General features: G+C 63.1%; 25 protein-coding genes. 14 read left to right on the forward strand and 11 right to left on the reverse strand.

Going from position 1 to position 24,043, the window contains the following annotated elements; translation table 11 throughout:
- Positions 1-35: 35 nt before the first annotated feature.
- From Q9316_RS22805 to Q9316_RS22825, 5 genes are all read right to left on the reverse strand, one after another.
- Positions 36-1,097, reverse strand: a complete 1,062-nt coding sequence (locus Q9316_RS22805; RefSeq protein WP_306036104.1) for a quaternary amine ABC transporter ATP-binding protein — start codon at positions 1,095-1,097, stop codon at positions 36-38.
- Positions 1,090-1,977, reverse strand: coding sequence for an ABC transporter permease (locus Q9316_RS22810; protein WP_306036105.1), 888 nt, complete (start codon positions 1,975-1,977; stop codon positions 1,090-1,092). The genes Q9316_RS22805 and Q9316_RS22810 overlap by 8 nt, the downstream gene beginning before the upstream one ends.
- Positions 1,978-2,083: 106 nt before the next feature.
- On the reverse strand, positions 2,084-3,085 hold the full coding sequence (locus Q9316_RS22815) for an ABC transporter substrate-binding protein (RefSeq protein ID WP_306036106.1): 1,002 nt from the start codon (positions 3,083-3,085) through the stop codon (positions 2,084-2,086).
- Positions 3,086-3,151: 66 nt separating this feature from the next.
- On the reverse strand, positions 3,152-3,979 hold the full coding sequence (locus Q9316_RS22820) for a pyrroline-5-carboxylate reductase family protein (RefSeq protein ID WP_306036107.1): 828 nt from the start codon (positions 3,977-3,979) through the stop codon (positions 3,152-3,154).
- Positions 3,960-4,589, reverse strand: coding sequence for a TetR/AcrR family transcriptional regulator (locus Q9316_RS22825; protein WP_306036108.1), 630 nt, complete (start codon positions 4,587-4,589; stop codon positions 3,960-3,962). The genes Q9316_RS22820 and Q9316_RS22825 overlap by 20 nt, the downstream gene beginning before the upstream one ends.
- A gap of 148 nt (positions 4,590-4,737) precedes the next feature.
- Here Q9316_RS22825 and Q9316_RS22830 point away from each other — a divergent pair, with 148 nt between their 5' ends.
- From Q9316_RS22830 to gfa, 6 genes are all read left to right on the forward strand, one after another.
- Positions 4,738-6,774, forward strand: coding sequence for an NADH:flavin oxidoreductase (locus tag Q9316_RS22830; protein WP_306036109.1), 2,037 nt, complete (start codon positions 4,738-4,740; stop codon positions 6,772-6,774).
- 2 nt (positions 6,775-6,776) lie between these two features.
- On the forward strand, positions 6,777-7,382 hold the full coding sequence (locus tag Q9316_RS22835) for a dimethylsulfoniopropionate lyase (RefSeq protein WP_306036110.1): 606 nt from the start codon (positions 6,777-6,779) through the stop codon (positions 7,380-7,382).
- 40 nt (positions 7,383-7,422) lie between these two features.
- A complete protein-coding gene (locus Q9316_RS22840; RefSeq protein ID WP_306036111.1) occupies positions 7,423-8,172 on the forward strand; it encodes an electron transfer flavoprotein subunit beta/FixA family protein in 750 nt (249 codons plus the stop codon).
- Between the two features lie 22 nt (positions 8,173-8,194).
- Positions 8,195-9,124 (forward strand): electron transfer flavoprotein subunit alpha/FixB family protein, encoded by a 930-nt coding sequence (locus Q9316_RS22845; protein ID WP_306036112.1) that lies wholly within the window; start codon positions 8,195-8,197, stop codon positions 9,122-9,124.
- 26 nt (positions 9,125-9,150) lie between these two features.
- The gene (locus tag Q9316_RS22850) at positions 9,151-10,278 is read left to right on the forward strand and encodes an S-(hydroxymethyl)glutathione dehydrogenase/class III alcohol dehydrogenase (protein ID WP_306036113.1); all 1,128 of its coding nucleotides are present in this window, start codon (positions 9,151-9,153) and stop codon (positions 10,276-10,278) included.
- Between the two features lie 117 nt (positions 10,279-10,395).
- Entirely contained in the window at positions 10,396-10,968 is a 573-nt protein-coding gene (gene gfa / locus Q9316_RS22855; protein ID WP_306036114.1) for an S-(hydroxymethyl)glutathione synthase, read from the forward strand.
- Between the two features lie 44 nt (positions 10,969-11,012).
- On the opposite strand, the gene Q9316_RS22860 is transcribed toward gfa, so the two are convergent.
- Positions 11,013-12,098 carry a hybrid-cluster NAD(P)-dependent oxidoreductase gene (locus Q9316_RS22860; protein WP_306036115.1) on the reverse strand — a complete coding sequence of 362 codons (1,086 nt, stop codon included), beginning with the start codon at positions 12,096-12,098 and terminating at the stop codon, positions 11,013-11,015.
- Positions 12,088-13,341 (reverse strand): aromatic ring-hydroxylating oxygenase subunit alpha, encoded by a 1,254-nt coding sequence (locus Q9316_RS22865; protein WP_306036116.1) that lies wholly within the window; start codon positions 13,339-13,341, stop codon positions 12,088-12,090. Before Q9316_RS22865 ends, Q9316_RS22860 begins: the two co-directional genes overlap by 11 nt.
- A gap of 147 nt (positions 13,342-13,488) precedes the next feature.
- Here Q9316_RS22865 and gcvA point away from each other — a divergent pair, with 147 nt between their 5' ends.
- Positions 13,489-14,397, forward strand: a complete 909-nt coding sequence (gene gcvA / locus Q9316_RS22870; protein WP_306036117.1) for a transcriptional regulator GcvA — start codon at positions 13,489-13,491, stop codon at positions 14,395-14,397.
- Positions 14,398-14,436: 39 nt separating this feature from the next.
- Here the strand turns inward: gcvA and Q9316_RS22875 are convergent, their stop codons facing one another.
- Positions 14,437-14,898 carry an Lrp/AsnC family transcriptional regulator gene (locus Q9316_RS22875; RefSeq protein ID WP_306036118.1) on the reverse strand — a complete coding sequence of 154 codons (462 nt, stop codon included), beginning with the start codon at positions 14,896-14,898 and terminating at the stop codon, positions 14,437-14,439.
- A gap of 115 nt (positions 14,899-15,013) precedes the next feature.
- Between Q9316_RS22875 and Q9316_RS22880 the strand changes: the two genes are divergently transcribed.
- The 3 genes from Q9316_RS22880 to Q9316_RS22890 all read left to right on the forward strand — a co-directional run bounded on the left by Q9316_RS22880 (position 15,014) and on the right by Q9316_RS22890 (position 16,888).
- Positions 15,014-16,222, forward strand: a complete 1,209-nt coding sequence (locus tag Q9316_RS22880; RefSeq protein ID WP_306036383.1) for a diaminopropionate ammonia-lyase — start codon at positions 15,014-15,016, stop codon at positions 16,220-16,222.
- Positions 16,219-16,431: a hypothetical protein gene (locus Q9316_RS22885; protein ID WP_306036119.1), complete on the forward strand. Its 213-nt coding sequence runs from the start codon at positions 16,219-16,221 to the stop codon at positions 16,429-16,431. Before Q9316_RS22880 ends, Q9316_RS22885 begins: the two co-directional genes overlap by 4 nt.
- A 121-nt stretch (positions 16,432-16,552) precedes the next feature.
- Positions 16,553-16,888 carry a transcription initiation protein gene (locus Q9316_RS22890; RefSeq protein WP_306036120.1) on the forward strand — a complete coding sequence of 112 codons (336 nt, stop codon included), beginning with the start codon at positions 16,553-16,555 and terminating at the stop codon, positions 16,886-16,888.
- Between the two features lie 59 nt (positions 16,889-16,947).
- Here Q9316_RS22890 and Q9316_RS22895 read toward each other — a convergent pair whose 3' ends face one another.
- The 3 genes from Q9316_RS22895 to Q9316_RS22905 all read right to left on the reverse strand — a co-directional run bounded on the left by Q9316_RS22895 (position 16,948) and on the right by Q9316_RS22905 (position 19,483).
- The gene (locus Q9316_RS22895) at positions 16,948-17,622 is read right to left on the reverse strand and encodes an ankyrin repeat domain-containing protein (protein ID WP_306036121.1); all 675 of its coding nucleotides are present in this window, start codon (positions 17,620-17,622) and stop codon (positions 16,948-16,950) included.
- Positions 17,623-17,687: 65 nt separating this feature from the next.
- Complete coding sequence (locus Q9316_RS22900; protein WP_306036122.1) at positions 17,688-18,173, reverse strand: GlcG/HbpS family heme-binding protein; 486 nt, start codon at positions 18,171-18,173, stop codon at positions 17,688-17,690.
- A 275-nt stretch (positions 18,174-18,448) separates the two neighbouring features.
- Positions 18,449-19,483, reverse strand: coding sequence for an ornithine cyclodeaminase family protein (locus Q9316_RS22905; protein ID WP_306036123.1), 1,035 nt, complete (start codon positions 19,481-19,483; stop codon positions 18,449-18,451).
- Positions 19,484-19,854: 371 nt separating this feature from the next.
- Between Q9316_RS22905 and Q9316_RS22910 the strand changes: the two genes are divergently transcribed.
- From Q9316_RS22910 to Q9316_RS22925, 4 genes are all read left to right on the forward strand, one after another.
- Positions 19,855-20,808, forward strand: coding sequence for a DUF1403 family protein (locus Q9316_RS22910; RefSeq protein WP_306036124.1), 954 nt, complete (start codon positions 19,855-19,857; stop codon positions 20,806-20,808).
- Positions 20,808-21,530 carry an SMC-Scp complex subunit ScpB gene (gene scpB, locus Q9316_RS22915; RefSeq protein ID WP_371878072.1) on the forward strand — a complete coding sequence of 241 codons (723 nt, stop codon included), beginning with the start codon at positions 20,808-20,810 and terminating at the stop codon, positions 21,528-21,530. The genes Q9316_RS22910 and scpB overlap by 1 nt, the downstream gene beginning before the upstream one ends.
- Before the next feature lie 175 nt (positions 21,531-21,705).
- Entirely contained in the window at positions 21,706-22,791 is a 1,086-nt protein-coding gene (locus Q9316_RS22920; RefSeq protein WP_306036126.1) for an alpha/beta fold hydrolase, read from the forward strand.
- A 148-nt stretch (positions 22,792-22,939) separates the two neighbouring features.
- The gene (locus tag Q9316_RS22925; protein ID WP_306036127.1) at positions 22,940-23,989 is read left to right on the forward strand and encodes a methyltransferase domain-containing protein; all 1,050 of its coding nucleotides are present in this window, start codon (positions 22,940-22,942) and stop codon (positions 23,987-23,989) included.
- Positions 23,990-24,043: the final 54 nt, after the last annotated feature.

A 24,043-nucleotide genomic window follows, 5' to 3' on the forward strand; every position in this document is an offset into this window, starting at 1 on the left:
CAGCAGGGCCGACGTTGGCGCCGGCCCTGCCAATGTCAGGCGGCGGCACGGTGGCTGCTGTCGTGCGCATTGACCATCGCGCTCGCCAGTTGCCGGAAGGTGACGGTGCCGAGCGGTTTGCCCGTGGCATCGACGACAGTGATGTCGCCTTCGGGTGCGCAAGCAAGAGTGCGCACCGCCTCCTCGATCGTGACGTCGGCGGCAATGGCCGGTCCACCCGTCATCGCCGTCATGCCGAGAGGGCTCATGACGGCTTCGACATGCACGACACGCCCCCGGTTCACTTCCTTGACGAAGTTGGCGACATAATCGTCGGCGGGGCGCAGCACGATGTCCTGGCTGGTGCCCTGCTGAATGACCTCGCCATCGCGAAGGATGGCAATCTGGTCGCCGAGGCGCAGCGCCTCGTCGAGATCGTGGGTGATGAAGACGACGGTCTTCTTGATTTCCTTCTGCAGGTCGAGGAGCACGGTCTGCATGTCCATACGGATGAGGGGATCGAGCGCCGAATAGGCTTCGTCCATCAGAAGCACCGGCGCGTCGTTGGCAAGCGCGCGCGCAAGGCCGACACGCTGCTGCATGCCGCCGGAAAGCTGATTGGGATATTTCTGCTCGAACCCCTTGAGGCCGACGCGTTCCAGCCAGCGCATGGCCGTATCAAGGCTTTTTGGGCGCGATATGCCTTGGATTTCCAGACCGAAGATCGTGTTGTCGAGCACGGTGCGATGCGGAAGCAGCGCAAACTTCTGAAACACCATCGCCGTCTGGTGGCGGCGGAAGTCTCTCAGTTCCATCTCCGCCATCCTCACCACATCGACGCCGTCGACAAGAACCTCGCCGGCCGTCGGATCGATCAGACGGTTGATGTGGCGGATGAGCGTCGACTTACCCGAGCCGGACAGGCCCATGATGACCTGGATCGAGCCTGACGGCATCTCGATATTGATGTCGCGCAGGCCGAGCACATGGCCGTATCGGGCGTTGAGTTCCGCCTTCGTGAGACCGTTCTTGACGGCCTCGATATGGGCTCCGGCATTGGGTCCGAAGATCTTGTAGAGATTGCGGATCTTGATGCCGCCGAAGACATGATCAGCCATGGACGATCTCCCGGTGCTTCTGCAGGCGCTTGCCATAGGCCTGGCTGACGCGGTCGAACATGATGGCGATGCCGACGATGGCGAGGCCGTTGAACATGCCGAGGGTGAAGTACTGGTTGGCGATGGCCTTCAGCACCGGCTGGCCAAGCCCCTGCACGCCGATCATCGAGGCAATGACCACCATGGCGAGCGCCATCATGATCGTCTGGTTGATGCCGGCCATGATTGTCGGCAGCGCCAGCGGCAACTGTACCTTGAAGAGTTTTTGCCGGTTGTCGGCACCGAAGGCATCGGCCGCTTCCAGAACGTCCTTGTCCACGAGGCGGATGCCGAGGTCAGTGAGACGGATCATCGGCGGGATGGCGTAGATGACCACCGCGATCAGCCCCGGCACCTTGCCGATGCCGAGCAGCATGACGACCGGGATCAGGTAGACGAAACTCGGCATGGTCTGCATGACGTCGAGGATCGGATTGACGAAACGCTGCATGCGATCGGAGCGCGCCATCAGGATGCCGATCGGGATGCCGATCGCAATCGACAGCACCGTGCAGACGAAGATCATCGAGATCGTCCGCATCGTATCGTCCCACATGTCGAAATAGCCGATGATCATGAGGGTCGCGAGACAGCCGGCGACGATGCGCAGGCTACGCGTCGCGGCAAAAGCGATGGCAAGGATGAGCAGCGTGATAACGGGCCAGGGCGTTTTCAGCATGAAACGCTCGGAGGCGATGAGGAAGTGCTGCAGGGGTGTGAACAGACCCTCGATGACCTCGCCATAGCTGCGGGTAAAACCGCGAAAGCCGTCGTCGATGGCCTTCTTGAGATCACGCAGGGAATTGTCGTCCATATGCGGAAATTTATAAAACCAGTCCATTCGGTTCCCCTTCTCCAAAGAGCCGATTGCGTGTTTTCTTGTTGTCGTTTCGGCAGATGAGATGCGATGCGCACGGGGCGCATCGCACGACTACAGCCAGGCTCCGTTAGAGCGCGGCCTCGATCTTGGCCGCAGCGTCAGCCGAGACCCACTTGGTCCAGATGTCCTTGTTCTCCGCAAGGAAGTGCTTGGCACCATCCTCGCCGCTTGCCTGGTTGTCTGTCATCCAGGCCATCAGCTTGGCGATGGTCTCGTTGCTCCAGGAGCGCTTGTTGAGATACTCCATCACTTCGGGGCCAGCCTTCTCGGAGAAGGGCTTGGCGACCAGCGTCACGATCGTATCGACCGGCCAGGCGCTCGGCTTGGGATCGGTGCAGTCGGCAACGGTCACGCAGCGCTTCCATTCCGCCTCGTCGTAGGGAACGCCGGCCTGAAGCTGGACCATCTCGTATTTGCCGAGAAGTGCCGTCGGGGCCCAGTAATAGCCGACCCAGCCTTCCTTGCGCTCGTAGGCCTTGGCGATCGACCCGTCGAGGCCCGCGGCGGAGCCGGTATCGACGAGCGTCCAGCCCGCCTTCTCCGCTTCGAAGGCCTTGTAGAGCTGCGCCGTCACGACCGTGCCGCCCCAGCCCTGTGGGCCGTTGTAGATCGCACCCTTGCTCGGATCTTCCGGATCCTTGATCAGGTCGGGATGCTTCAGGAGGTCCGGAATGGTCTTGATGTCAGGATGGGCGTCCGCGAAATATTTCGGGATCCACCAGCCCTGCACGCCGCCGTCCGGAAGCGGCGAGCCGACCTTGACGATGCGGCCTTCCTCGGTTCCCTTCTTGACGACGTCCGGCAGCAGGTCGATCCAGGCCTCCGGGGCAATATCCGGCTCGCCCTTTTCCGCCATGGAGGTGATGGTCGGCACGGTATCGCCGATGGTGATCTCGGCGTTGCAGCCGTAACCTTCGTTCAGAATGATCTTGTCGAGGTTGGAGATGACCTCGGCGCTCTGCCAGTTCATGCTGGCGATGGTAACGTTGCCGCAGTCAGCGGCTTGGGCCATCGCAGAGCCGGCAATGGTTCCAAGGAAGAGGCAGGTCGATGCAAGCAGTTTCTTCATTATCGTTCCCTCTGTATGCGGCTTGACTTGCTGGGCGGGTTGCCGCGAAGCCCGCCCCCCACGGAGCTAGGAGGTTTCCCCCATGCGGACCGATTTCTCGAAAGCTGCGGCGAGCCCGCGCGCGACGGCAGTGGCAAAACCAGCCGAAGCCATCTCCTCGATCGCCGCGGCCGTCGTGCCGCGATAGTCAAGGAAGGTCTGGACCGTTTCGGTGGGACAGTCGTCGCGCTGTTCCAGCAGCCGGCCGGCGCCGACAAGGACGGTGTTCACTGCACGCTGGGCGACCTGTCGGTCGAGGCCATGGGCGATCGCGTCCGCCATCATCGCTTCGGCAAGCAGCGCGGGAAAGGCCGGACCGGAGCCGGTGAGACCGGTCAGGTAGTCGATTTCCGCCTCCGTGCGCACTTCATCCTCGACCCCGCAGGCACCGAATACCGCCCGGACAATGGTCCGGTCGGCTTGCTGGAGGTCACGACTGGCGGTCCATGGCGTATAGGACTTGCGCACCGCGGCTGCGGCGTTCGGCAATGTACGGACGGCACGGCGGGTCTGATGGTGGTCGCACAATGCGGCAAGCCGGATACCGGCCATCACGGAGATGACGAGCTTGCCTTCGGCATTGACCTTGAGGTGCGGCCAGTCGGCCGGACGGACGGAGAGAATGATGACGTCCGAGCGGTCGGCAAGAGCCTGATTGTCTTGCGTCCAGAAAGCTTCGGGCAGATGGTCGGGGCGCGCGCTGCGATAGGAGAGGGCAAGGTCCGCAGGTGCTGCAATGCCGGCATCCAGCACGGCGGCGGCAATCGCTCCGCCCAGCCAGCCGGCCCCGCCGATGATGCCGATCCTCAGACCCTTGCCTGCTTCCACCTTGCCGTCACTCCGGTTTGTAGCCATGTCTTGCGAAGAAACGATCAAGTTCCCGCTGCACAGGAACCTGCCCGGTATAGATTGCGATGTATTCCGGGATGCGCTTCATGCGCAGCGTGATGTCTTCCCTTGATTGCATCGAAATGTATCCGATCTGGACCAGGTAGGTCGTTCGCGCGCGAACGTCCGCCGGGACCTCGTCGTAACCGAACCGCATGAACATGCGGCCGATCGCTTCTATTCTCGTCTGGTCGGCCTCATGCACTTCGGCCTGGATTTCAGGCGATTGCAGGGCCCAGCTGCGGACAGCGAATTCGAACTGGGAATCGAACAGCTCCTTGTTCACCCAGCAGTCGAAGACGTTCAGCATCGCTTCGGCGAGCGTCTCCGCATAGGCTTCGGACTGCTTCACGAGGTTGCCGGTGTTCTTGTCTCTCCAGCGCGCGATCAGTGCGCCCAGCAGCTCCTCCCGGTCCTTGAAAAACCAGTAGAAGCTGGTCCGCGAGAGATTGAGTCGCTTGGCAAGCGGCAGGATTTTCACCGATTCAACGCCGGATTCGAGCAGCGCGTCATAGGCGGCCTCCAGCCACCCCTCCTGCGATCCGCGCCAGCCGCTGTCACTCATCGCGTTTTCCATGATGTCCTCCTAACAAATCCATTTCGCCCTAGCAAGCAAAATGTACATCTATGTCAATATTCCAGACTCTGCTGTTTTCCGGCGTTGACACATATGTACATTTCCGTTTACCGTTGCCCTGAAATTCCCATAAACCGGAGCCCGTCGCATGTCGAACGACCCCCTGCTTCAGCCCTATCAGCTCAAGCACCTGACTCTGCGCAACCGTATCATCGTCACCTCGCATGAGCCGGCCTACCCGGAAGACGGCATGCCGAAAGGTCGCTACCGCGCCTATACCGTCGAGCGTGCGAGAGGCGGAGTGGCGCTGACGATGACTGCGGGCTCCGCAGCCGTCTCGAAGGACAGCCCCCCGGTCTTCAACAACCTGCTCGCCTACAAGGACGAGATCGTTCCGTGGATTCGAGAAATGACGGACGCCGTGCATGAAGCTGGCGCGGCGATCATGATCCAGCTCACCCATCTCGGCCGCCGCACGCGCTGGGACAAGGGCGACTGGCTGCCCGTCGTCGCGCCCTCGCATCATCGCGAGGCGGCGCACCGCGCCTTCCCGAAGAAGCTGGAAGACTGGGATATCACGCGCATCATCAAGGACTTCGCCGACGCGGCCGAGCGTATGAAGGCGGGCGGCATGGACGGCGTCGAGCTGGAGGCCTACGGCCATCTCATCGACCAGTTCACCTCGCCGCTGACCAACGAGCTGGACGGCCCCTATGGCGGCTCGCTCGACAACCGCATGCGCTTCTGTCTCGACGTCTTCAAGGCGATGCGCGAGCGGGTCGGCAACGACTTCATCCTCGGCGTGCGCTACACGGCGGACGAATGTCTTCCCGGCGGGACCGGAAAGGCCGAAGGCCTGGAAATCTCCCGCCGTCTCAAGGAAAGCGGCCTTATCGACTACCTGAACGTCATCCGCGGCCATATCGACACGGACCCTGGCCTGACCGACGTCATCCCGATCCAGGGCATGGCGAGCGCGCCGCATCTGGACTTCGCGGGCGACGTGCGCGCCGCGACCAACTTTCCGACCTTCCATGCGGCGAAAATCCAGGACGTCGCCACCGCCCGCCACGCGATCGCTGCCGGCAAGGTCGACATGATCGGCATGACCCGCGCCCACATGACCGACCCGCATATCGTGCGCAAGATCCTCGAAAAGCGCGAGGACGATATCCGCCCCTGCGTCGGCGCGAACTACTGTCTCGACCGCATCTACCAAGGGGGCCTTGCCTTCTGCATTCACAACGCGGCGACCGGCCGCGAGGAGACGATGCCGCACAAGATCCCGAAGGCGGATGTGCGCAGGAAGGTAGTGATCGTCGGCGCCGGGCCGGCCGGACTTGAAGCCGCGCGTGTCAGCGCCGAGCGCGGCCACGACGTTGTGGTCTTCGAGGCGGCGAACCATCCCGGTGGCCAGATCCGCCTGACCGCGCAGAGCGAGCGGCGGCGCGAGATGATCAGCATCATCGACTGGCGCATGAGCCAGTGCGAAAAGCGCGGCGTCACCTTCCGCTTCAACACATGGGCGGAAGCCGATACGGTTGCGGCGGAAAACCCCGATGTCGTGATCATCGCGACGGGCGGCCTGCCGCATACCGATGTTCTCACTGACGGCAATGAACTGGTCGTATCCTCCTGGGATATCATTTCCGGCGACGTAAAGCCGGGTACCAACGTGCTGGTCTATGACGACGCCGGCGACCATGCCGGCCTGCAGGCCGCCGAATTTATCGCCAAGGCGGGCGGCAAGGTCGAGATCATGACGCCGGACCGCGCCTTCGCGCCCGAAGTCATGGCGATGAACCTCGTGCCCTATATGCGTTCGCTGCAGAAGCTCGACACGACCTTCACCGTCACCTACCGGCTGGAAGCGGCGGAAAAGAGCGGCAACCAGATCATCGCCCACGTCGGCAGCGACTATGGTGGCGTTTCCAAGCAGCGCACGGTCGACCAGATCGTCGTCAACCACGGCACCATTCCGCTGGACGACCTCTATTTCGAACTGAAGCCCGGTTCGAAAAATCTCGGGGAAGTCTCCTACGATGAACTTCTCTCCGGCGCACCGCAGACCGTCGATCGCAATCCGGAGGGAACTTACCAGCTCTTCCGTATCGGCGATGCGGTGGCCGCACGCAATACGCATGCGGCCATCTACGATGCGCTGCGCCTTGCCAAGGATCTCTGACGATGACACGCAGCGACGCATTGCAGGGGTTCCTCGACGCGGCCTTTACAGCCTTCGATCAGTTCGCAACGGATCCGCAGGGGCGCCGGTCCGTCGCGCAGATATTCACCCAATTGAAAACGCCCCAGCCGGAGCGAACGGGCAGCGGAAAGCGCCTTCCCGTTTGCGATCGTCATCTCGACGCCGCCCTTGCCGTGGAGATCGGGCAGCCCGCGCTCACCCGGCTGATCCATCGGTTCAAGATGCTGGAGCCTCTGCTGGAATGGAAGGAGCGGCCGAACCACGATGGCACGGCGAGCGAAAACTTTGCGGCGAACCATGCCAATGCGATGATCGTCGGCCCCGGCGCCCTTGAAAACCGTCGGGACATATGGCTTGGCGTCAGCCTTCTGGCGCCGAACACACGCTACCCCGATCATGACCACGCGCCGGAGGAAACCTATCTCGTGCTGTCGGAGGGCGAGTTCCAGCACGGCGACAGCGACTGGTTTTCACCCGGCATCGGCGGGTCCTTCTACAATCCCCCAGGCATTCGCCACGCCATGCGCTCGGGCGAAAGCCCGCTCTTCGCCCTATGGGCCTTGCTGCCCGACCAGACGAAACAATGAAAACCGACCGGTGCTGGCCGGTCGCGGGAGGAAAAAGACAATGAAAATCCTGGTCCCTGTAAAGCGGGTCGTTGATTACAACGTTAAGATCCGCGTGAAGTCCGACGGCTCTGGTGTCGAGCTTGCGAACGTCAAGATGTCGATGAACCCGTTCGACGAGATCTCTGTGGAAGAGGCGCTTCGTCTGAAGGAAGCCGGCAAGGCGGAGGAAGTGGTGGTGGTGTCGATCGGCCCTGCGAAGGCCGAGGAGACGCTGCGCACCGCGCTCGCCATGGGCGCCGACCGGGCGGTGCTGGTCGAGACGGACGACGCCGTCGAGCCGCTGGCCGTCGCCAAGATCCTCAAGGGCGTGACGGAAGCCGAACAGCCCGGCCTCGTCATTGTCGGCAAGCAGGCGATCGACGACGATTCGAACCAGACCGGCCAGATGCTGTCGGCCCTGCTTGGCTGGGCCCAGGCGACCTTCGCCTCGAAGGTCGAGATCGGCGACGGCAAGGCCGAGGTCACGCGCGAGGTCGACGGTGGCCTGCAGACGATCGAGGTCAAGCTGCCGGCCGTGGTCACCACCGACCTTCGCCTCAACGAGCCGCGCTATGCCTCGCTGCCGAACATCATGAAGGCGAAGAAGAAGCCGCTCGACAAGAAGACGCCGGCAGACTTCGGCGTCGACACGAGCCCGCGCCTCAAGGTGCTGAAGACCGAGGAGCCGTCGGGCCGCAAGGCAGGCGTCAAGGTCAAGAGCGTCGCCGAACTCGTCGACAAGCTCAAGAACGAAGCCGGCGTGCTCTAAGCAGGAAAGGGAGAACACAACCATGGCCATTCTTCTTCTGGCAGATCACGACAATGCCCACCTTTCCGACCAGACGGCGAAGGCGCTGACGGCGGCATCGAAGATCGGTTCGGACGTGCATGTGCTCGTCGCCGGCAGCAATGCCAAGGCTGCGGCCGAGCAGGCGGCAAAGCTCTCGGGCGTGACGAAGGTGCTCGTCGCCGAGGACGCCAGCCTTGCCAACAACCTTGCCGAACCGCTGGCAGCGCTCATCGTGTCGCTTGCCGGCAGCTATGACGCCATCGTCTCGGCCGCCACCTCGGTCGGCAAGAACGTCTTGCCGCGCGTGGCAGCGCTGCTCGATGTCGCGCAGGTCTCGGAGATCGTCGAGGTCGTCTCGGCCGACACGTTCAAGCGTCCGATCTATGCCGGCAATGCCATCCAGACGGTGCAGTCCACCGACGCCAAGAAGGTGATCACGGTGCGCACCGCCTCGTTCGCCGCTGCTGGCGAAGGTGGCAGCGCCTCGGTCGAGGCCGTATCGGCTGCGGGCAACCCGGGTCTGTCCAGCCACGTCTCCGACGCGCTCTCGTCGTCGGATCGTCCGGAACTGACCTCGGCCAAGATCATCATCTCGGGCGGCCGGGCGCTCGGTTCGTCGGAGAAGTTCCAGGAGGTCATCCTTCCCGTCGCCGACAAGCTCGGTGCGGCCGTCGGTGCAAGCCGCGCTGCGGTCGATGCGGGCTATGCGCCGAACGACTGGCAGGTCGGCCAGACGGGCAAGGTGGTCGCGCCGCAGCTCTACATCGCCTGCGGCATCTCGGGCGCCATCCAGCATCTTGCCGGCATGAAGGACAGCAAGGTCATCGTCGCGATCAACAAGGACGAGGAGGCGCCGATCTTCCAGGTCGCGGACTACGGCCTCGTCGGCGATCTCTTCGATATCCTGCCGGAGCTGCAGAAGGCGCTTTAGAATTTCAAGATTAGAAGGAAATCACCATGGATGTACGCGCCGCCGTTGCCGTTCAGGCCGGCAAACCGCTTGAGATCATGACCGTGCAGCTCGACGGCCCGAAGGCCGGCGAGGTGCTGGTCGAGGTGAAGGCGACGGGCATCTGCCACACGGACGAGTTCACCCTGTCGGGCGCCGACCCGGAGGGCATCTTCCCGGCCATCCTCGGCCATGAGGGCGCGGGCGTGGTCGTCGACGTCGGCCCGGGCGTCACCTCGCTGAAGAAGGGCGACCACGTCATTCCGCTCTACACGCCCGAATGCCGCGAATGTTATTCCTGCCTGTCGCGCAAGACCAACCTGTGCACCGCCATCCGCGCCACCCAGGGCCAGGGCCTGATGCCGGACGGCACAAGCCGCTTCTCCATCGGCAAGGACAAGATCTTCCACTATATGGGCTGCTCGACCTTCGCCAACTACACGGTGCTGCCCGAGATCGCGCTCGCCAAGGTCAACCCGGACGCCCCCTTCGACAAGATCTGCTACATCGGCTGCGGCGTGACGACGGGCATCGGCGCGGTCATCAACACGGCGAAGGTCGAGGTCGGCTCGACGGCCATCGTCTTCGGCCTCGGCGGCATCGGCCTCAACGTGCTGCAGGGCCTGCGCCTTGCCGGTGCCGACATGATCATCGGCGTCGATATCAACAACGACCGCAAGGCCTGGGGCGAGAAGTTCGGCATGACGCACTTCGTCAATCCGAAGGAGGTCGGCGACGACATCGTGCCCTACCTCGTCAACATGACGAAGCGCAATGGCGATACGATCGGCGGGGCGGACTACACGTTCGACTGCACGGGCAACACCAAGGTGATGCGCCAGGCGCTGGAAAGCGCGCATCGCGGCTGGGGCAAGTCGGTCATCATCGGCGTTGCCGGCGCAGGCCAGGAGATCTCCACCCGTCCGTTCCAGCTGGTCACCGGCCGCAACTGGATGGGCACGGCCTTCGGCGGCGCGCGCGGGCGCACGGACGTGCCAAAAATCGTCGACTGGTACATGGAGGGCAAGATCCAGATCGATCCAATGATCACCCACACCATGCCGCTCGAGGACATCAACAAGGGCTTCGACCTCATGCATGCTGGAGAAAGCATCCGCAGCGTGGTGATATACTGAGCGCGGATTCAGGACCGCCGGCACTGCAGCAATCCATTCAACGCACCGCCGCGCCAGCGCCGGCGGTGCCTGTGATCGGCCGCGCATACCGCGCCGGCCATGAAGGAGGAGAAGCCCATGCCAAGCATCGCGATACATCCATCCCTCGACAGCGGATTCAAGGCGACGAATGCCGCCTTTTCCGGCGGCACGCTCGTCTGCAATTGCGCGAGCAACACGGTCAAAGTGCGCATCAAGGGCGATATCGCCCATAACCATGCCTGCGGCTGCACCAAATGCTGGAAGCCTGACGGCGCGGTTTTCTCGGTCGTCGCCGTCGCGCCGACCGAGAATGTCGAAGTGCTTGAAAACGGCGACAAGCTCGCCGTCGTGGACCCGGCTGCCCTCATCCAGCGCCATGCCTGCAAGGACTGCGGCGTGCATCTCTACGGGCCGGTCGAGCGCGACCATCCGTTCAAGGGCCTGTCCTTCGTGCATCCCGAGCGCTTCGAGGAAAGCGGCTGGGCCAAGCCCGGCTTTGCCGCCTTCGTCTCCTCGATCATCGAGAGCGGCTACAATCCGGCAAAGATGGACGGCATGCGAGGCCGCCTGAAAGACCTCGGCCTGGAACCTTATGACTGCCTCAATCCCGGCCTGATGGACTATATCGCCACCTGGACGGCGAAGAAGAGCGGTGCCTTGCCGGCATGACGAAAAGGGCAGTCCGGGCGAACCGGACTGCCTACAATATTCGCTCAGCGGTCGATGACGAGATCGCTGAGCGGTTTTGAACAGCAGGGCAGGAAGAGACCGGCGTCGATTTCCCGCTGTCGAATGCCGCCGTTGTGGTTCATGTCGACGGTGCCCGAGACGAGTTTCGACTTGCAGGTGCCGCAGACGCCGTTTGAACAGGACGACGGCAGTTTCACGCCGGCCTTCTTGGCGCAGGAAAGCACCGTCTGCTCGCCTGAAACCTCGATCTGGCGCCCCTGCTTGGCAAACGACACCTGGAAGGTGCGCGTAGCGATTTCCTCGACGACGGGAATATCGGCGTCGTCGATGATGGCTGCGTCAAAACTCTCCTCGATATAGTTTGACGGGGGCAGGCCGAGCTCTGCCGTTATCGCACGCGCCGCCGCCATGAAGGGGGCGGGGCCGCAGCACATCACGACGCGCTCGGCGAGATCGGGCACGGCAAGCTGCATATAGCTGGCGGAAATGCGCCCCGTCAGACCCGGCCACCGGGATTCGCCGAGGACCGATTCCGGCAGGAACTGCAGACGCAACCCCTTCGCGCGTGTAGCGAGGCAGGCCAGTTCGTCGCGGAAAATGAGGTCCTTCGGACTGCGCGCTGCATGCAGGAAAACGATGTCTGCCGGCGCGCACGTATCGACCAGTTCCCGCACCATCGACATGACGGGCGTAATCCCGGAACCGCCGGAAAGGAAAAGATACTTTTTCGCGTTTGGCCGGATGAAATGGCCGAGGGGACCGTTCGCCTTCACCGCCGAGCCGGCCGCAAGAGTATCGTGCAGCCAGTTGGAAATCCTGCCGCCGGCGACACGCTTGACCGTGACGGAGAAGGCGTTGCTGCGGTGCGGGGAGGAGGAGATGCTGTAGCAGCGGCTTTCCGGCTCGCCGCCCACCTCCAGGTCGAACAGGAAATACTGCCCCGCCTCGAAAACGAACCGCTTACCCTGCGGCGACGCGAAGGTGAAGGTCTTCACGTCATGCGTTTCCTGGTGGACGTCGATACAGACGAGGTCCTCGTCCGTATCCCGGTTCCAAAGGTCGGCGCAGTGCAGGCGCTCCGCCTGCGAAGGCGGGCTCCTAGTATCCATGGGCGCGCATCCGCTCGATGTACCACGTCGCGAACTTGTCGAGGTTGGTTTCGGAAAAGGGGGAATAGGGGCCAGGAATGTAGGCCGGATCCTCAACGCCGGCATGGGATCGGGCGACGAGCTCGGAATCCTGGTCGGTCGTCGCAATCCAGACGTTGGTCAGCTTTTCGAGGTCGTAATCGACGCCCTCGACCGCATCCTTGTGGACGAGCCACTTGGTCCGGACCAGCGTCCTGTCCGCGGAGAGCGGAATGACGACCGAGACCACCGCGTGGTCGCCCATGAAATGGTTCCAGCTGTTGTGACCCCACAGATGGGTGTCGCCGAGATCCTTGCGGGTCATCGTGCCGAGCAGCTTTGCGGAGGCGGCAGTGGCATCCGGCGTCTGCGATTCACCCGCGCCCGAGATGATCAGGCGCTGCGTGCGGAAATTGGTGGCGCAGTCGACGAGCTGTTCGACGGCTGCCGATGGAAAGCCCTCCGCCTCCCACTGCTTCGTGCGCGCGTCGTAGAGCGCGAGATGCTCTTCCGCCTGTGCCCGATCCTCGGGGCTGAGCGCCTCCGGATCGAAACCAAAATCGAGATCGACGAAGGAGACGCAGAGTTCCGGATGGTTCGCCGAACAATGATAGCATTCCCGGTTGTTCTCGATCGTCAGCTTCCAGTTGCCCTTCTCGATCACATCGGTCTCATGAGCGATCTTGGTATTGGCGATGTCGTAGGGCGCGAGGCGCGCCTTCATGGCCTCTTCGAGCCGGTCGATATCCGCGGGCGGATTGTCCGACAGACAGGCATAGATCAGGCCGCCGATGGACTTGAACGTGACCTGCTTGAGGCTGCGGCATTCCTTGTCGAAGCCCTTGCCCATATGCGGTGCATGGCTCAGTTCGCCCGTCAGCTCGTAGGTCCAGGTGTGATAGGGACAGACGAGCTTGGAAACGATCGACTTTCCGCCGTCCAGCAGCCGTGACCCGCGATGGCGGCAGACATTGTGCATCACCCGGATTTCGTTGTCGTCGTCGCGCAGGAGAATGAGGCTGGTCTTGCCGATATCGACCACCGTCGCGTCGCCCGGCTCCGGCACGTCGCATTCCAGGCCGATGCAGATCCAGTGGTTGCGAAAGAAGACGTCCAGATCCGCTTCAAAGACGTCTTCACGCGTGTAAAGACCGGCCGGAAGTGAATGTCCCTCGGCTCTGGCGTCGAGCAGCGCCGAAATTGGAGAAGCGAACGTTTGCAGCATAATCTCACCTTATGTTTTTGCCACAGTTCCGATACGATGAACGGTAGGATTATTCAGGTTTGGCGGATGCTCAACGGCATAAATATGCGTGGATGGCATTACCAAATGTAATGGAAAATCGGATTGCCTTCTGGAAGGACGCCGGAGTTGATCAGCCTAAGAAAAAAGCTCCCGCCGCTGACGGCACTGACGGCCTTCGAGGCGGCAGCACGGCTCGGTAGTTTCACCCGCGCGGCGATGGAACTGGGCGTGACGCAGGCGGCGATCAGCCGGCAAATCCACGTGCTGGAGGAGGATTTCGGCTTTCCCCTGTTCCGTCGGCTGCACCGCAAGATCGAGCTGACGGACCAGGGGAGGGCCCTTTTCAACGCGTCGGCGGAAGCTTTCAACCTGATCGCCGATACGGTTTCCGAACTGCGCGCGGAAAGGCAAGACGATCAGCTTGCGATATCCGCCACGATCTCATTCGCCCATTTCTGGCTGATGCCACGGATTGCGGCGTTTTCGCGCGCCCATCCCGAAATCAAGCTCCGGATCATCACGCAGGACGCGAGGAATAGCATCGAGGCCGGCGACATCGATCTGGCGTTGCGCTACGGAACCGGAACCTGGCCGGATGGGCAGGCCGAATTCCTCTTCGAGGATGAGGTCTTTCCGATCTGCAGCGCGGAGTACGCGCTGGTCAAAGGGCCGATCCTCACACCAGCGGATCTGATCGATCATCCTCTTATTTCAAGCGATACGGACGATCCCACATGGACCGGGTGGGAGGAATGGCTGGCAGCGTTTTCCGTCAAGGCACCGAAGAAGGCGCGAGGCCTTCGCTGCAGCTTCTACACCGAGGCGATTTACGCGGCCATGAATGGTCAGGGAATCGCATTAGGCTGGCACCATCTCGTCAACGATCTCATTGACCAGGGCCGCCTGGTCCGCCTTACGGAAGCCTCGATAAAAACCCGGGCTGGATACTTTGTCGTCATGCCGGCAAAACGAGCGGCAAAGGAAAGCGCACGTTTGTTTATCGAGTGGCTGCGTGCTTCCGGTTCATTGAGCTAGTGGGCGGGTTCCATCAACGCCGGGAAGGCGGCCTCAACCTTAGATGTTCAGCGCCATGCCCGTCTTGACCTCGCCCATGGAGACCATGGTGCGGAATTTCTTGATGTTGGCGCCATCGAAGAACATGCGGCGGGTAAAATCCTCGTAGGCCGCCATGCTGGCGACGATGACCACCAGAATGAAATCGGCCTCGCCCGTGACATAGTGGCATTGCTGGACTTCCGGCGCTGCGCGAAATCGCTCCTTCACCGCATCGATCGCGTCTGGTGTTTCGCTGACCAGTTCCACCTGGACAATGATCGTCAAAGGCAGACCAACCGCCTCCGGGGCGATCTGCGCAACCTGCGCGCGGATGACGCCGTCCGCCTCCATGCGCCGGATGCGGCGTTGGACGGAAGGGGCGGACAGATTGACAGCTTCGCCGATCTCGCGCTGCGGCGTCTGGTTGTTCTTCTGCAGGATGCGCAGGATGGCAAGATCGAAGCTGTCGAGGGGCGTCATGGCCTATTACCGATGCGGGATGAAATATACTTGCATAACAAGGGTGAAAATACAGCCGAACTTTCACGCGCATTGCACTAGATTTGCGCGACTGCCAATCTGGAGCGCTATCGCGATGAGCAATCCCTACCTCCTGAATACGCTTGCAACACACGGCCGGCCGCTGGCTCCGCAGGATGCCGAGACGCTTTCACCCGCGGCCACCGACCGCGTCGTGAAGGTCCTGGCGCTGCGCGAGAACAGCGCGGCGACGCCGCTGCGCGCGCTGCCGGCGCTCGCGGGCCAATTGGGGTTGCAGTCGCTTCACCTCAAGGACGAGGGATTTCGGCTCGGACTCGGCAGCTTCAAGGCGCTCGGTGGCGCTTATGCCTTGATGATCCTTGTCCAGGAGGAGGCAAGCCGTCGCTTCGGCCGCGCCGTCGCGGTGGAGGAATTGTTGTCCGACGAGGTACGTACCGTCGCCGAAAGCATGATTTTCGCCTGCGCTACCGATGGAAATCATGGCCGCTCCGTGGCTCAGGGCGCGCAGCTAGTGGGCGCGCGCGCCGTCATCTTCGTCCATGCCGGGGTCAGCGAGGGGCGGATCGAGGCGATCGCGCGGTTTGGCGCCGAGATGGTGCGCGTCGCCGGGAACTATGATGATTCCGTCGCCGAGGCCGCGCGCGTTTCGGCCGAGCGCGGCTGGACGGTTCTTTCTGACACGTCATGGCCCGGTTACGAGCATATCCCCGGTCTCGTCGCGCAGGGCTATACCGCCATGGTCCGCGAAATCCTCGCTGAACTGGAAGCACCGCCGACGCATATTTTCCTCCAGGCCGGCGTTGGCGGATTTGCCGCCGCCGTGGCAGGGCATCTGGCGATGGCGCTTGGCGACCAGCGGCCGCATGTGACCGTGGTGGAACCGGCCCGCGCAGCCTGCCTCTACGAGAGCGCCAAGCAGGGCAGGCCCGTGAAGGTTGATGAAACGCAATCGACGATCATGGCCATGCTCGAATGCTACGAGCCGTCGCTGGTGGCGTTCCGCATTCTCGAACGCGTCGCCGACGGTTTCATGACGGTCGATGAAGATATCGCCGTCGAGGTCATGCGCCGGCTCGCCGATCCATTGCCCGGTGACCCCGCTATCGTTGCGGGCGAGAGCGGAGGCGCGGGCCTTGCTGGTCTCCTGACCGTCCTCAAGGACAAGCCCCTTGCGGCGAAGCTCAGCATCGGGCCCGCTACGCGCATTCTCGTCATCAACACCGAGGGCGCGACGGACCCGGCACTCTACGAGCGGATCGTGGGCAAGAGCCCGGAAGCAGTCCTGAAGGAGAGAACGGCATGACCATCGAAAGCGATGCTGCCCGGTTGCACGATTTCGCCGAATGCATGGTTGCGCTTCATCATGACCTGCACCGTCATCCTGCCATAAGGGCGCTCTGCCTTCGGCTGCGCGACGGATGTCATCAAGGCTCGTCGCGAGGGCAGGTCGATGCCCGCAGCACCGTTTGGCAGACATCCGCATCGAACATTCCGATCGGCTTCGCAATATGACTGGCCACAATACTGATTGCAATTTGCAACTAGTTTTGCGACACTGCGGCGATGGCGGCGCGATGCAGTATCTCTCAGTAACGCGCTGGCAATGCCCACCCCGCTGAACGGAGACGAGACCATGCCCAAGTTCATCACAATCGGATATGGCGACGCGGCCGATTATCAACGCACGCCCCAGCCCGTCAGGGATGCAGCCCATGCCGCGGACGCGAGATTGCTGTCGGAAGGCGCGGTGATCGGGATAGCCGGCGCACCGGTACAGGTGCGAAATCCGCAGGCCCGTCATTTGGAAACCCGCGAAGGACCGTTCATGTCGTCGGCCCTGCCGGTCGCCGGTTTCGCCCTCATCGAGGCCAACGATCTGGCTGAAGCCATCGGAAAGGTCTCGTGCGTGCCGTGTGCGGTGGCATATGGTGTCGTCGAGATCTGGCCATTGGAAGAGGCGCAGAAATGAAGACGTCAGCCGCAAGGTTGTATTGATCTGTCCTACGATCGGATCGCAGACATAGAATGTCAGGGATTTCCGTCCAGGAGCCTCACCATTGCCGAGTAGCCGCGGGCGCGAGCATGGGAAACCGCCGTGACCCCGTTGCAATCGGCAATCAGCGGACCGGCGCCTGCGTCAAGAAGCAGACGCACGACCTCTTGATGATCGGAACCGCCGTCGCCCAGCACCACGGCCTCCATGAGCGCCGTCCAGCAGAGATTGTTGACATGATCAAGCGGTGCGCCGGCAGCGATCAGGCGGCGTACAACCTCGACGCGGCCTAAATGCGCGGCGGCTATCAGCGCCGTGCCCGCATAGCGACTGGTCGTCAATTTGGGATCGTTGCCCAACGCGATGGCGAGCGACATCAATTCCGGATCGTCGGCCACCGCGGCGATGGTGACGACGTCATAGGCCTGCCCATCCAGGGCATTCATATCGGCGCCGGCCTGCGCCAGGGCCCGTAGCGCATCGTCGTTGGAGGCGAATGCTGCGACATGAGCCGGTGTCCGGCCTTGCCGATCCCGCGCGTTGACGTCCATGCCGGCTGCCGCCAAACGACTGATTTCAGCGGCGTCGCCATTTTGCGCGGCCCGGTGCAACCCCTTGTAGGCGGCGATTTCGGATGTCGAAGGTGCCGTTTGCGCTTGTGCGGCGATCGTTGTGGCAAGCAGCATGGGAACGATGACCGCGCGCAGCATGAGGTACACTCCTTGAAAAGGGAGCGGCCCGCGCGAGGCGGGCCGCGTCGTTGTCCTTGGTGCGTTTACTCGGCTTCGCCGATGGCCTTCAGGCCGGCAACCGCGCAAGCAGCGTCGATATCGCCCGACGGCGCGCCGCCGACACCGATGCCGCCAACCGTTGCCTTGCCGAACTTGATCGGCAGGCCGCCGGCCTGAATGACCATGCGGGCATCCATGTCGCGCAGACCGTCGTTCGCCGGCTTGGAGGCGATGAATTCAGCAAGTCCGGCCGTGTCGCGGCCAAGAGCAGCCGAGGTGAAAGCCTTGCCTTCAGCGCTGGAACCGGTGTGCGGACCAGAATTGTCGCCCTTGAGCAGCACTTTGGTCGAGCCGTCGCGCGCCACGATGGCGACGCTGACATTGTAGCCTTCGGCAAGGCAGGCCTGCAGCGCGGCTTCTGCCGCCTTGCTTGCAACGGCAACCGGCAGGTAGGGGGCGGTCGGCAGTTCCTGGGCAGTGGCGGCAAGGGGAGCGAGCAGTGCGGTGGCAAGAACGATGTTGCGGATCATGGTGTCTTCCTTTCTAAGTTTGATGAAAGGAAATTAGCCCCCCTTGCGCAACGCCGGTATTCGTAGACCTCGCGCCGGCGTCGGTAGTTCTACGGGGCATCACACAGGCCCGCCTGTGTGAGCGGGAGACGCGCCTTGATGGCGAGGCGCGACAGGGCGCCGTCGGCGATGGCGGCGCAGCCGGCGCCGGGCATGCGAACATGCCACGCAAACCGGGTAAAGCGTGGATGTGATCCGGCTTTCCTTCCGAGCCGGAGCGAAAACCCGCCTCGACCTCAGGCGGCGAGATCGATTTCCTTCCCGACGCCCTTCTCGCGCGCTCTTGCGACGATAAGGCTGCCGATCGCCAGATCCTGGATGGCGAGGCCGACTGAGTTGAACAGGGTAATCTCATCGGCCGACGCGCGGCCGGGCGCCGCGCCGGTGATGACGTCGCCGACCTCGGTCGAAGCCTGCTCCACGGTGATGGCACCCTCCGCGATGGCCAGCAGCAGGTCGCCCGAGTCGTGCATGGCCATGGGGAGGCTGTCGAGGAATACCCGCGCCCTTGCCATGCCGGCGGAATCGATCTCGCGATGGTCCGGACGCGGGGGCGCGCCGACCGCGTTGATATGCTGGCCCGGCTTGAACCAGGCCCCCTTGACGTGAGGCTCTCGCGACGGGGTCAGCGTGCAGACGATATCGGCTTGCGCAAAGACGTCCTCCGGCGAGGCGACGCCCTCCAGCACGAGGTCGGGGAAATCGCGCCCGACCCGCTCGATGAAGCGGGCAACGGTGGCGCTCGAGCGCGACCAGACCACCACGCGCTCGATCGGCCGGACTTCGCGGATGGCGCGGACATGCTCGACGGCTAGGTCGCCGGCGCCGATCAGCCCAAGTATGCGGCTGTCGATACGCGATAAGTGGCGCGTGGCCACGGCGCTGGCTGCCGCAGTCCTGATGCGGGTCGGAATCTGGCCGTGGAAGATTGCCACTGGCGCGCCCGTTTCCTGCGAAACCAGCAACGCGACCGATCGCTGCATCGGAAGGCTACGCGCGGTATTGTCGGGAATATCAGCAAGCAGCTTGACGACGGCCAGCCCTTGACGATCGGCAAGGGCCGGCATCGCCAGGAAAGCTCCCGTGTTCGAAGGAAGTTTCATTGCCGTTGCCGCCGGCTGTGCGGCAGTCCCGCTGGACATATCGGCGTGCGCGGCTTCAACGGCCTCGATAACTTCGGCCATGGTCACCAATCCTTCGAGTTCGGACCGAGATAGCACAAGGGTCGTGCCTGGGAGCAGGTGACGATCGGTTCTGTTCTCGGCGTCCATCGGCGGTCTCGCTGGCTTCGGGTGATATCGGGATGTGTGTCGTCCGGAAGGGTCTCTGAGAATTTTATGCTAGATTTTTGTATGCAATGTCAAGAAACTTGTATTACAAAAACTATTGATTTAGAATACTATTAAAGCCGGACATGCGCGCCATATTGTATGCAATATTTGAGCAATATGTCTGCTCGCTCACTTCGGCTTGCCGTCGCGACTTGTCCTCGATCCGAACCGCGCCACAAGATCGTGCGGCCGGCCTCGACGGCGAAATCCTCAAGAACGAGCATCTGGTATGGTTGTGGATTAGTAACCGGCTGTGCGGTTGTTGGCGGTCGGTATGGCATGAACCGCACGGCTGATATAGCCTGTTCGGCATGGATTCGCGCTTCGTCCCGCCGTCTGCTCCCGCTCAGCCCTTGCCGCAGGTTCCCGGCTGGGCGCTGCCGCGTGGGCGCGAGCCGGACGAGATCGCTGCCGCCTTCGCGGCTGCCATCGCTCTGAAATCACTCGATGATCTCGTTCGACAAGCGCCCGTTTGGGCCGGCTGCTGGCGCGCGCGCCAGGCCCTGAAATGTGCCGCAACAGCCATTCGACTGATCGGCCGAAACGAGGACGCTGCGGCGCTGCGTGACGCCGTTTTGCTGACGGCTGCTGGCGATAATCCCGGTCCGGCGGGCAGGGTGTTCCTGGCCTACAAGAAACTGGCCACGCGAAAACCCGGCTTTTCGACGAAGAGCGTGATGGAGCTGGCCGATCTGTTGGGATTGGCGTGGGACGACGTGATGGCCGGCGCTGTCGATCATGCCGATGCCGCGCTGCAGTCCAGCCGGCCGGCTCCCTTTGCCGCGGCGGAACTGGTGTCGGCGATCCATGCCGCCCGGACGGATGCCGAGCCTCTCGCCTGGGCTCTCGCCGACATGCTGATTGCTGCGATGTTGAAATGGCCTTTTGCTGTCCCGCTGCTGATGGCGGAGCGCTACGGCTCCGCCTTCCGCACAGTCGGGGGAAGGGGACGGGTTCGACCGGGTGACCCCGCCTTTGCCCGCGCCGTCTGTCTTGCTGTGGTCGAGGGGACAGGAGATGCCTTGCGCTCGGCCGGCGAGATCGCGCGGCGCGCCGACACGTTGCTTGCCGTCGCGCCGAAGGTGCGCACCAAGGGAGCGGGAGCCATCATCGGGAAACTGCTTCAAGAAGATGCCGTGGCGGCCTCGGCCCCGGGGGGACAACTCTCGCGCTGGGCGGCAACCCGGTTGTTCGTCCGGCTGGACGGTTTTGGCGGCGTGCGTGAACTATCGGGCCGCTCCTCCTTCCGTATCTATGGGTTGTGATGATGAGCGGAGGGGACGCAGGCAAGACAACCGGCAGCAAAGGACGCGCGCGGCAAGCAAACGCCGGAGACGAATATCTCCTTGATCGGGAACTGGCGGATTTGCCGCCAGACCTGCGCTGGCGCGAGTGGATGATGCGGGTCGAGGCGGTCGTCTTTGCATCGGCCGAGCCGGTCGGCCGGGAGACGCTGGCCCGTGTCGTCGGCCAGAACTGCAGCATCGATCTCCTGATCGACGATCTGCAGGAAGAGCTGCGCGACCGCCCCTACGAGATCGTCTTCGTCGCCGGCGGCTGGCAGCACCGAAGCCGTTCCGCTTACGCGCCTGCGGTCCGGGCGTCGCAGACGCCGACGCGGGGTCTCGCCCCCGCTTTATCGGACTTCGAGGCCATGGTTCTGATGGCCATTGCCTATTTCCAGCCGATCACACGCAGCGATCTGTCGAAGATCTTGGGCAAGGAGGTCAGTCGGGACACCATCGCCAGCCTCCGCAATGCCAACTTCCTCGCCTCCGGCCCGCGCAACCCGAGCCCGGGTGCGCCATATACCTATGTGACGACGAAATCGTTCCTTTCCGCCTTCGGCATGCAGACGCTGCGCGACCTGCCGGACGTCGAGGCGCTGGAGGATGCGGGCTTGCTCAGCAGACATCTTGCCCAAGGGGAAGCAGTCGTCACACAAGGTGACGCTGACGCGGACGAAGATTCGTTCCCCATCGGGTGAAAGGCGCCGCTTGCCGCAAATGCATCTGCCTTTAAAGATGCTCAGTGGAAAGCGTCGAATCGAAGCCTCCGTTCACCAACCGCGGCAGCCTGTACGAGGCCATGCCGGATTCCGGCCTCGATCCGTTTGTGGAATCGACCTGTCGCGTGAGCACCCGCTAAGATATCATCAGGGGATGAAACTCTGCCAAAGCATACTGTTCTGCACTTCCGCCGACGGCACCCGTATTGCCGTCGCGTCGTGCGGGAAGGGACCTGTGATCCTGCGCGCGGCGCACTGGCTGAGCCATGTCGACTACGATCTCGAAAGCCCTGTTTGGCGGCCATGGCTGCAGGCGCTCTCGGCCCGCAACCGCTTTGTGCGCTATGATCCTCGCGGCTGCGGACTTTCGGAGCGGCATGTCGCCGACCTGTCCATCGAAGCATGGCACGCGGACCTCGATGCGGTGGCCGCGTCCATCGACGAGCCGCGCTTCGTCCTTCTCGGTCTTTCCCAAGGTGGCGCCCTCGCCATCGCCTATGCATTGCGGCATCCCGAGCGCGTATCGCACCTCGTGCTTCTCAATGCTTACGGTCAGGGTGGGCGGGTTCGCGCGCAGACGGCCGCCGAGCGGCTGGAGGCCGAAACGCTCGTCAATTTCATTCGCATCGGCTGGGGGCGTGAGAACCCGGCATTCTGCCAGTTCTTCACCAACCTCTTCATACCCGACGGAACACCCGAACAGCATCGCTGGTGGGGGGATCTCGAGCGTGTGACGGCGACGGCCGACGTCGCGGCGCAACTGCTTTGGCACATGCAGGGATTGGACGTGCTCGACCTTGCGGCAAAGATCCGCGTCCCGACACTGATCCTGCACAGTCGCGGCGACATGCGCGTGCCGTTCAACGAAGGCTGCAAGCTTGCGGCCGCGATTGCGGGCGCGCGCTTCGTGCCGCTGCAGAGCACGAACCATGTGCTCCTGCCGGATGAGGCGGCCTGGGCGGTGTTTCATGCCGAACTCGCCGTCTTTCTCGGGCAGGATCGGCCCGTACCGCCCCGCGCAATCCGCGAAGCCGGCCTGACGCCCGCCGAGGTGGCGATCCTGAACCTCGTCGCAGAGGGGCTCGACAACCGCGCGATCGCCGACCGTCTCGGCAAGAGCGTGAAGACCGTGCGCAACCAGTTGTCGATGATCTTCAGCAAGCTCGGCGTGCGCAGCCGGTCTCAGGCGATCGTCATGACGCTGTCCGCCGGAAACGACCATCTCGGATCGACATCATAGCCTGGTGGCGCATGCGGGACAGATGTCCCTTGCATCCTCCGATTTCTATGCCTGTCAGGACGGCCGCCTCATGCCCGGCGCCACGGCGCGTCCTAGCCTCGGCTCGACGGAGCGGCAGACGCCGCCCGCAAGACAGGAGGATACCGACATGACACAGGTTGACGAAGCAAGACTGAATGAGCTGGTGGGCCGTGTGCTCACCGATCTCGGGGGCGCGGTCAGCGTACCGCTGGTGCGATTGGGCGATACGCTCGGACTTTACGATGCCCTCAAGCGGATCGGGCCGGCATCGGCCGACGAGCTTGCGGAGGCCACCGAATGCGCGCCGCGCTACCTGCGTGAGTGGCTGGCGGCGCAGGCGGCTTCGGGTTATGTGCGCTACGAGCACGGGCGGTTCTCGCTGACGCCCGAGCAGGCGCTCGTCTTTGCGGAACCCGACAGCCCGGTCCACCTGATCGGCGCTTTCGATACCGCCGCCGCCATGGTCGAGAACCAGCCGAAGGTGCAATCTGCCTTCAAGACCGGGCGCGGCGTCGCTTGGGGCGATCAGGCCGGCTGCATGTTCTGCGCCGTGGCAAGGCTGTTCCGGCCGGGCTATGTGAATGCCCTCGTGCAGGAGTGGCTGCCGGCGCTCGAAGGGGTCGTTGACAAGCTGAAGGCGGGGGCGGAGGTGGCCGACGTTGGATGCGGGCACGGGCTGTCGACAATCCTAATGGCGCAGGCGTTCCCGAAGTCGCGCTTCGTCGGCTACGATTTCCATCCGGCGTCGATTGCGGCCGCGACAGCCCATGCTCTGGCGCACGGTTTGACGAACCTGCGGTTCGAGGTCGGTCGGGCGCAGGATTTCGAGGGCCGCGACTTCGACCTGATCACCTGCTTCGACTGCCTGCACGACATGGGTGATCCCGAGGGCGCGGCAGCACATATCAGAAAGGCGCTGAAAGACGGCGGCACATGGATGGTGGTCGAACCGATGGCGGGGGATGTGTTGGAGGACAATCTAAACCCGGTCGGGCGCCTGTATTACTCGGCCTCGACAATGATCTGCATCCCCACCTCACTGGCCCAGGAGACGGGGCTCGCGCTCGGTGCCCAGGCGGGTGAGAAGCGCTTGGCCGAAGTGATCCGGTCGGGCGGATTCGCTCATGTCCGGCGCGCCGCCCAAACGCCGCTCAACATGGTGCTCGAGGCAACGTGAGTCTGTCTGGTGCGGCCGCTCAGAGTTCCGGGCTTCACAGGGAATGGCTCTGGC

Origin of the sequence: Shinella zoogloeoides (assembly GCF_030733845.1) — a bacterium.
Classification (GTDB): Bacteria; Pseudomonadota; Alphaproteobacteria; order Rhizobiales; family Rhizobiaceae; genus Shinella; species Shinella zoogloeoides_C.

What these genes read in the sequence shown, in the direction of transcription:
- Q9316_RS22840 (WP_306036111.1), top strand. Translation starts at nt 7,423, where the DNA reads ATGAAAATCCTGGTCCCTGTAAAGCGGGTCGTTGATTACAACGTTAAG.
- Q9316_RS22850 (WP_306036113.1), top strand. Translation starts at nt 9,151, where the DNA reads ATGGATGTACGCGCCGCCGTTGCCGTTCAGGCCGGCAAACCGCTTGAG.
- Q9316_RS22895 (WP_306036121.1), bottom strand. Translation starts at nt 17,622, where the DNA reads ATGCTGCGCGCGGTCATCGTTCCCATGCTGCTTGCCACAACGATCGCC.
- gfa (WP_306036114.1), top strand. Translation starts at nt 10,396, where the DNA reads ATGCCAAGCATCGCGATACATCCATCCCTCGACAGCGGATTCAAGGCG.
- Q9316_RS22835 (WP_306036110.1), top strand. Translation starts at nt 6,777, where the DNA reads ATGACACGCAGCGACGCATTGCAGGGGTTCCTCGACGCGGCCTTTACA.
- Q9316_RS22925 (WP_306036127.1), top strand. Translation starts at nt 22,940, where the DNA reads ATGACACAGGTTGACGAAGCAAGACTGAATGAGCTGGTGGGCCGTGTG.
- Q9316_RS22910 (WP_306036124.1), top strand. Translation starts at nt 19,855, where the DNA reads ATGGATTCGCGCTTCGTCCCGCCGTCTGCTCCCGCTCAGCCCTTGCCG.
- Q9316_RS22875 (WP_306036118.1), bottom strand. Translation starts at nt 14,898, where the DNA reads ATGACGCCCCTCGACAGCTTCGATCTTGCCATCCTGCGCATCCTGCAG.
- Q9316_RS22805 (WP_306036104.1), bottom strand. Translation starts at nt 1,097, where the DNA reads ATGGCTGATCATGTCTTCGGCGGCATCAAGATCCGCAATCTCTACAAG.
- Q9316_RS22825 (WP_306036108.1), bottom strand. Translation starts at nt 4,589, where the DNA reads ATGGAAAACGCGATGAGTGACAGCGGCTGGCGCGGATCGCAGGAGGGG.
- scpB (WP_371878072.1), top strand. Translation starts at nt 20,808, where the DNA reads ATGATGAGCGGAGGGGACGCAGGCAAGACAACCGGCAGCAAAGGACGC.
- Q9316_RS22845 (WP_306036112.1), top strand. Translation starts at nt 8,195, where the DNA reads ATGGCCATTCTTCTTCTGGCAGATCACGACAATGCCCACCTTTCCGAC.
- Q9316_RS22900 (WP_306036122.1), bottom strand. Translation starts at nt 18,173, where the DNA reads ATGATCCGCAACATCGTTCTTGCCACCGCACTGCTCGCTCCCCTTGCC.
- Q9316_RS22885 (WP_306036119.1), top strand. Translation starts at nt 16,219, where the DNA reads ATGACCATCGAAAGCGATGCTGCCCGGTTGCACGATTTCGCCGAATGC.
- Q9316_RS22880 (WP_306036383.1), top strand. Translation starts at nt 15,014, where the DNA reads ATGAGCAATCCCTACCTCCTGAATACGCTTGCAACACACGGCCGGCCG.
- Q9316_RS22830 (WP_306036109.1), top strand. Translation starts at nt 4,738, where the DNA reads ATGTCGAACGACCCCCTGCTTCAGCCCTATCAGCTCAAGCACCTGACT.
- Q9316_RS22890 (WP_306036120.1), top strand. Translation starts at nt 16,553, where the DNA reads ATGCCCAAGTTCATCACAATCGGATATGGCGACGCGGCCGATTATCAA.
- Q9316_RS22860 (WP_306036115.1), bottom strand. Translation starts at nt 12,098, where the DNA reads ATGGATACTAGGAGCCCGCCTTCGCAGGCGGAGCGCCTGCACTGCGCC.
- Q9316_RS22905 (WP_306036123.1), bottom strand. Translation starts at nt 19,483, where the DNA reads ATGGACGCCGAGAACAGAACCGATCGTCACCTGCTCCCAGGCACGACC.
- Q9316_RS22920 (WP_306036126.1), top strand. Translation starts at nt 21,706, where the DNA reads ATGAAACTCTGCCAAAGCATACTGTTCTGCACTTCCGCCGACGGCACC.
- Q9316_RS22820 (WP_306036107.1), bottom strand. Translation starts at nt 3,979, where the DNA reads ATGGCTACAAACCGGAGTGACGGCAAGGTGGAAGCAGGCAAGGGTCTG.
- Q9316_RS22865 (WP_306036116.1), bottom strand. Translation starts at nt 13,341, where the DNA reads ATGCTGCAAACGTTCGCTTCTCCAATTTCGGCGCTGCTCGACGCCAGA.
- Q9316_RS22815 (WP_306036106.1), bottom strand. Translation starts at nt 3,085, where the DNA reads ATGAAGAAACTGCTTGCATCGACCTGCCTCTTCCTTGGAACCATTGCC.
- Q9316_RS22810 (WP_306036105.1), bottom strand. Translation starts at nt 1,977, where the DNA reads ATGGACTGGTTTTATAAATTTCCGCATATGGACGACAATTCCCTGCGT.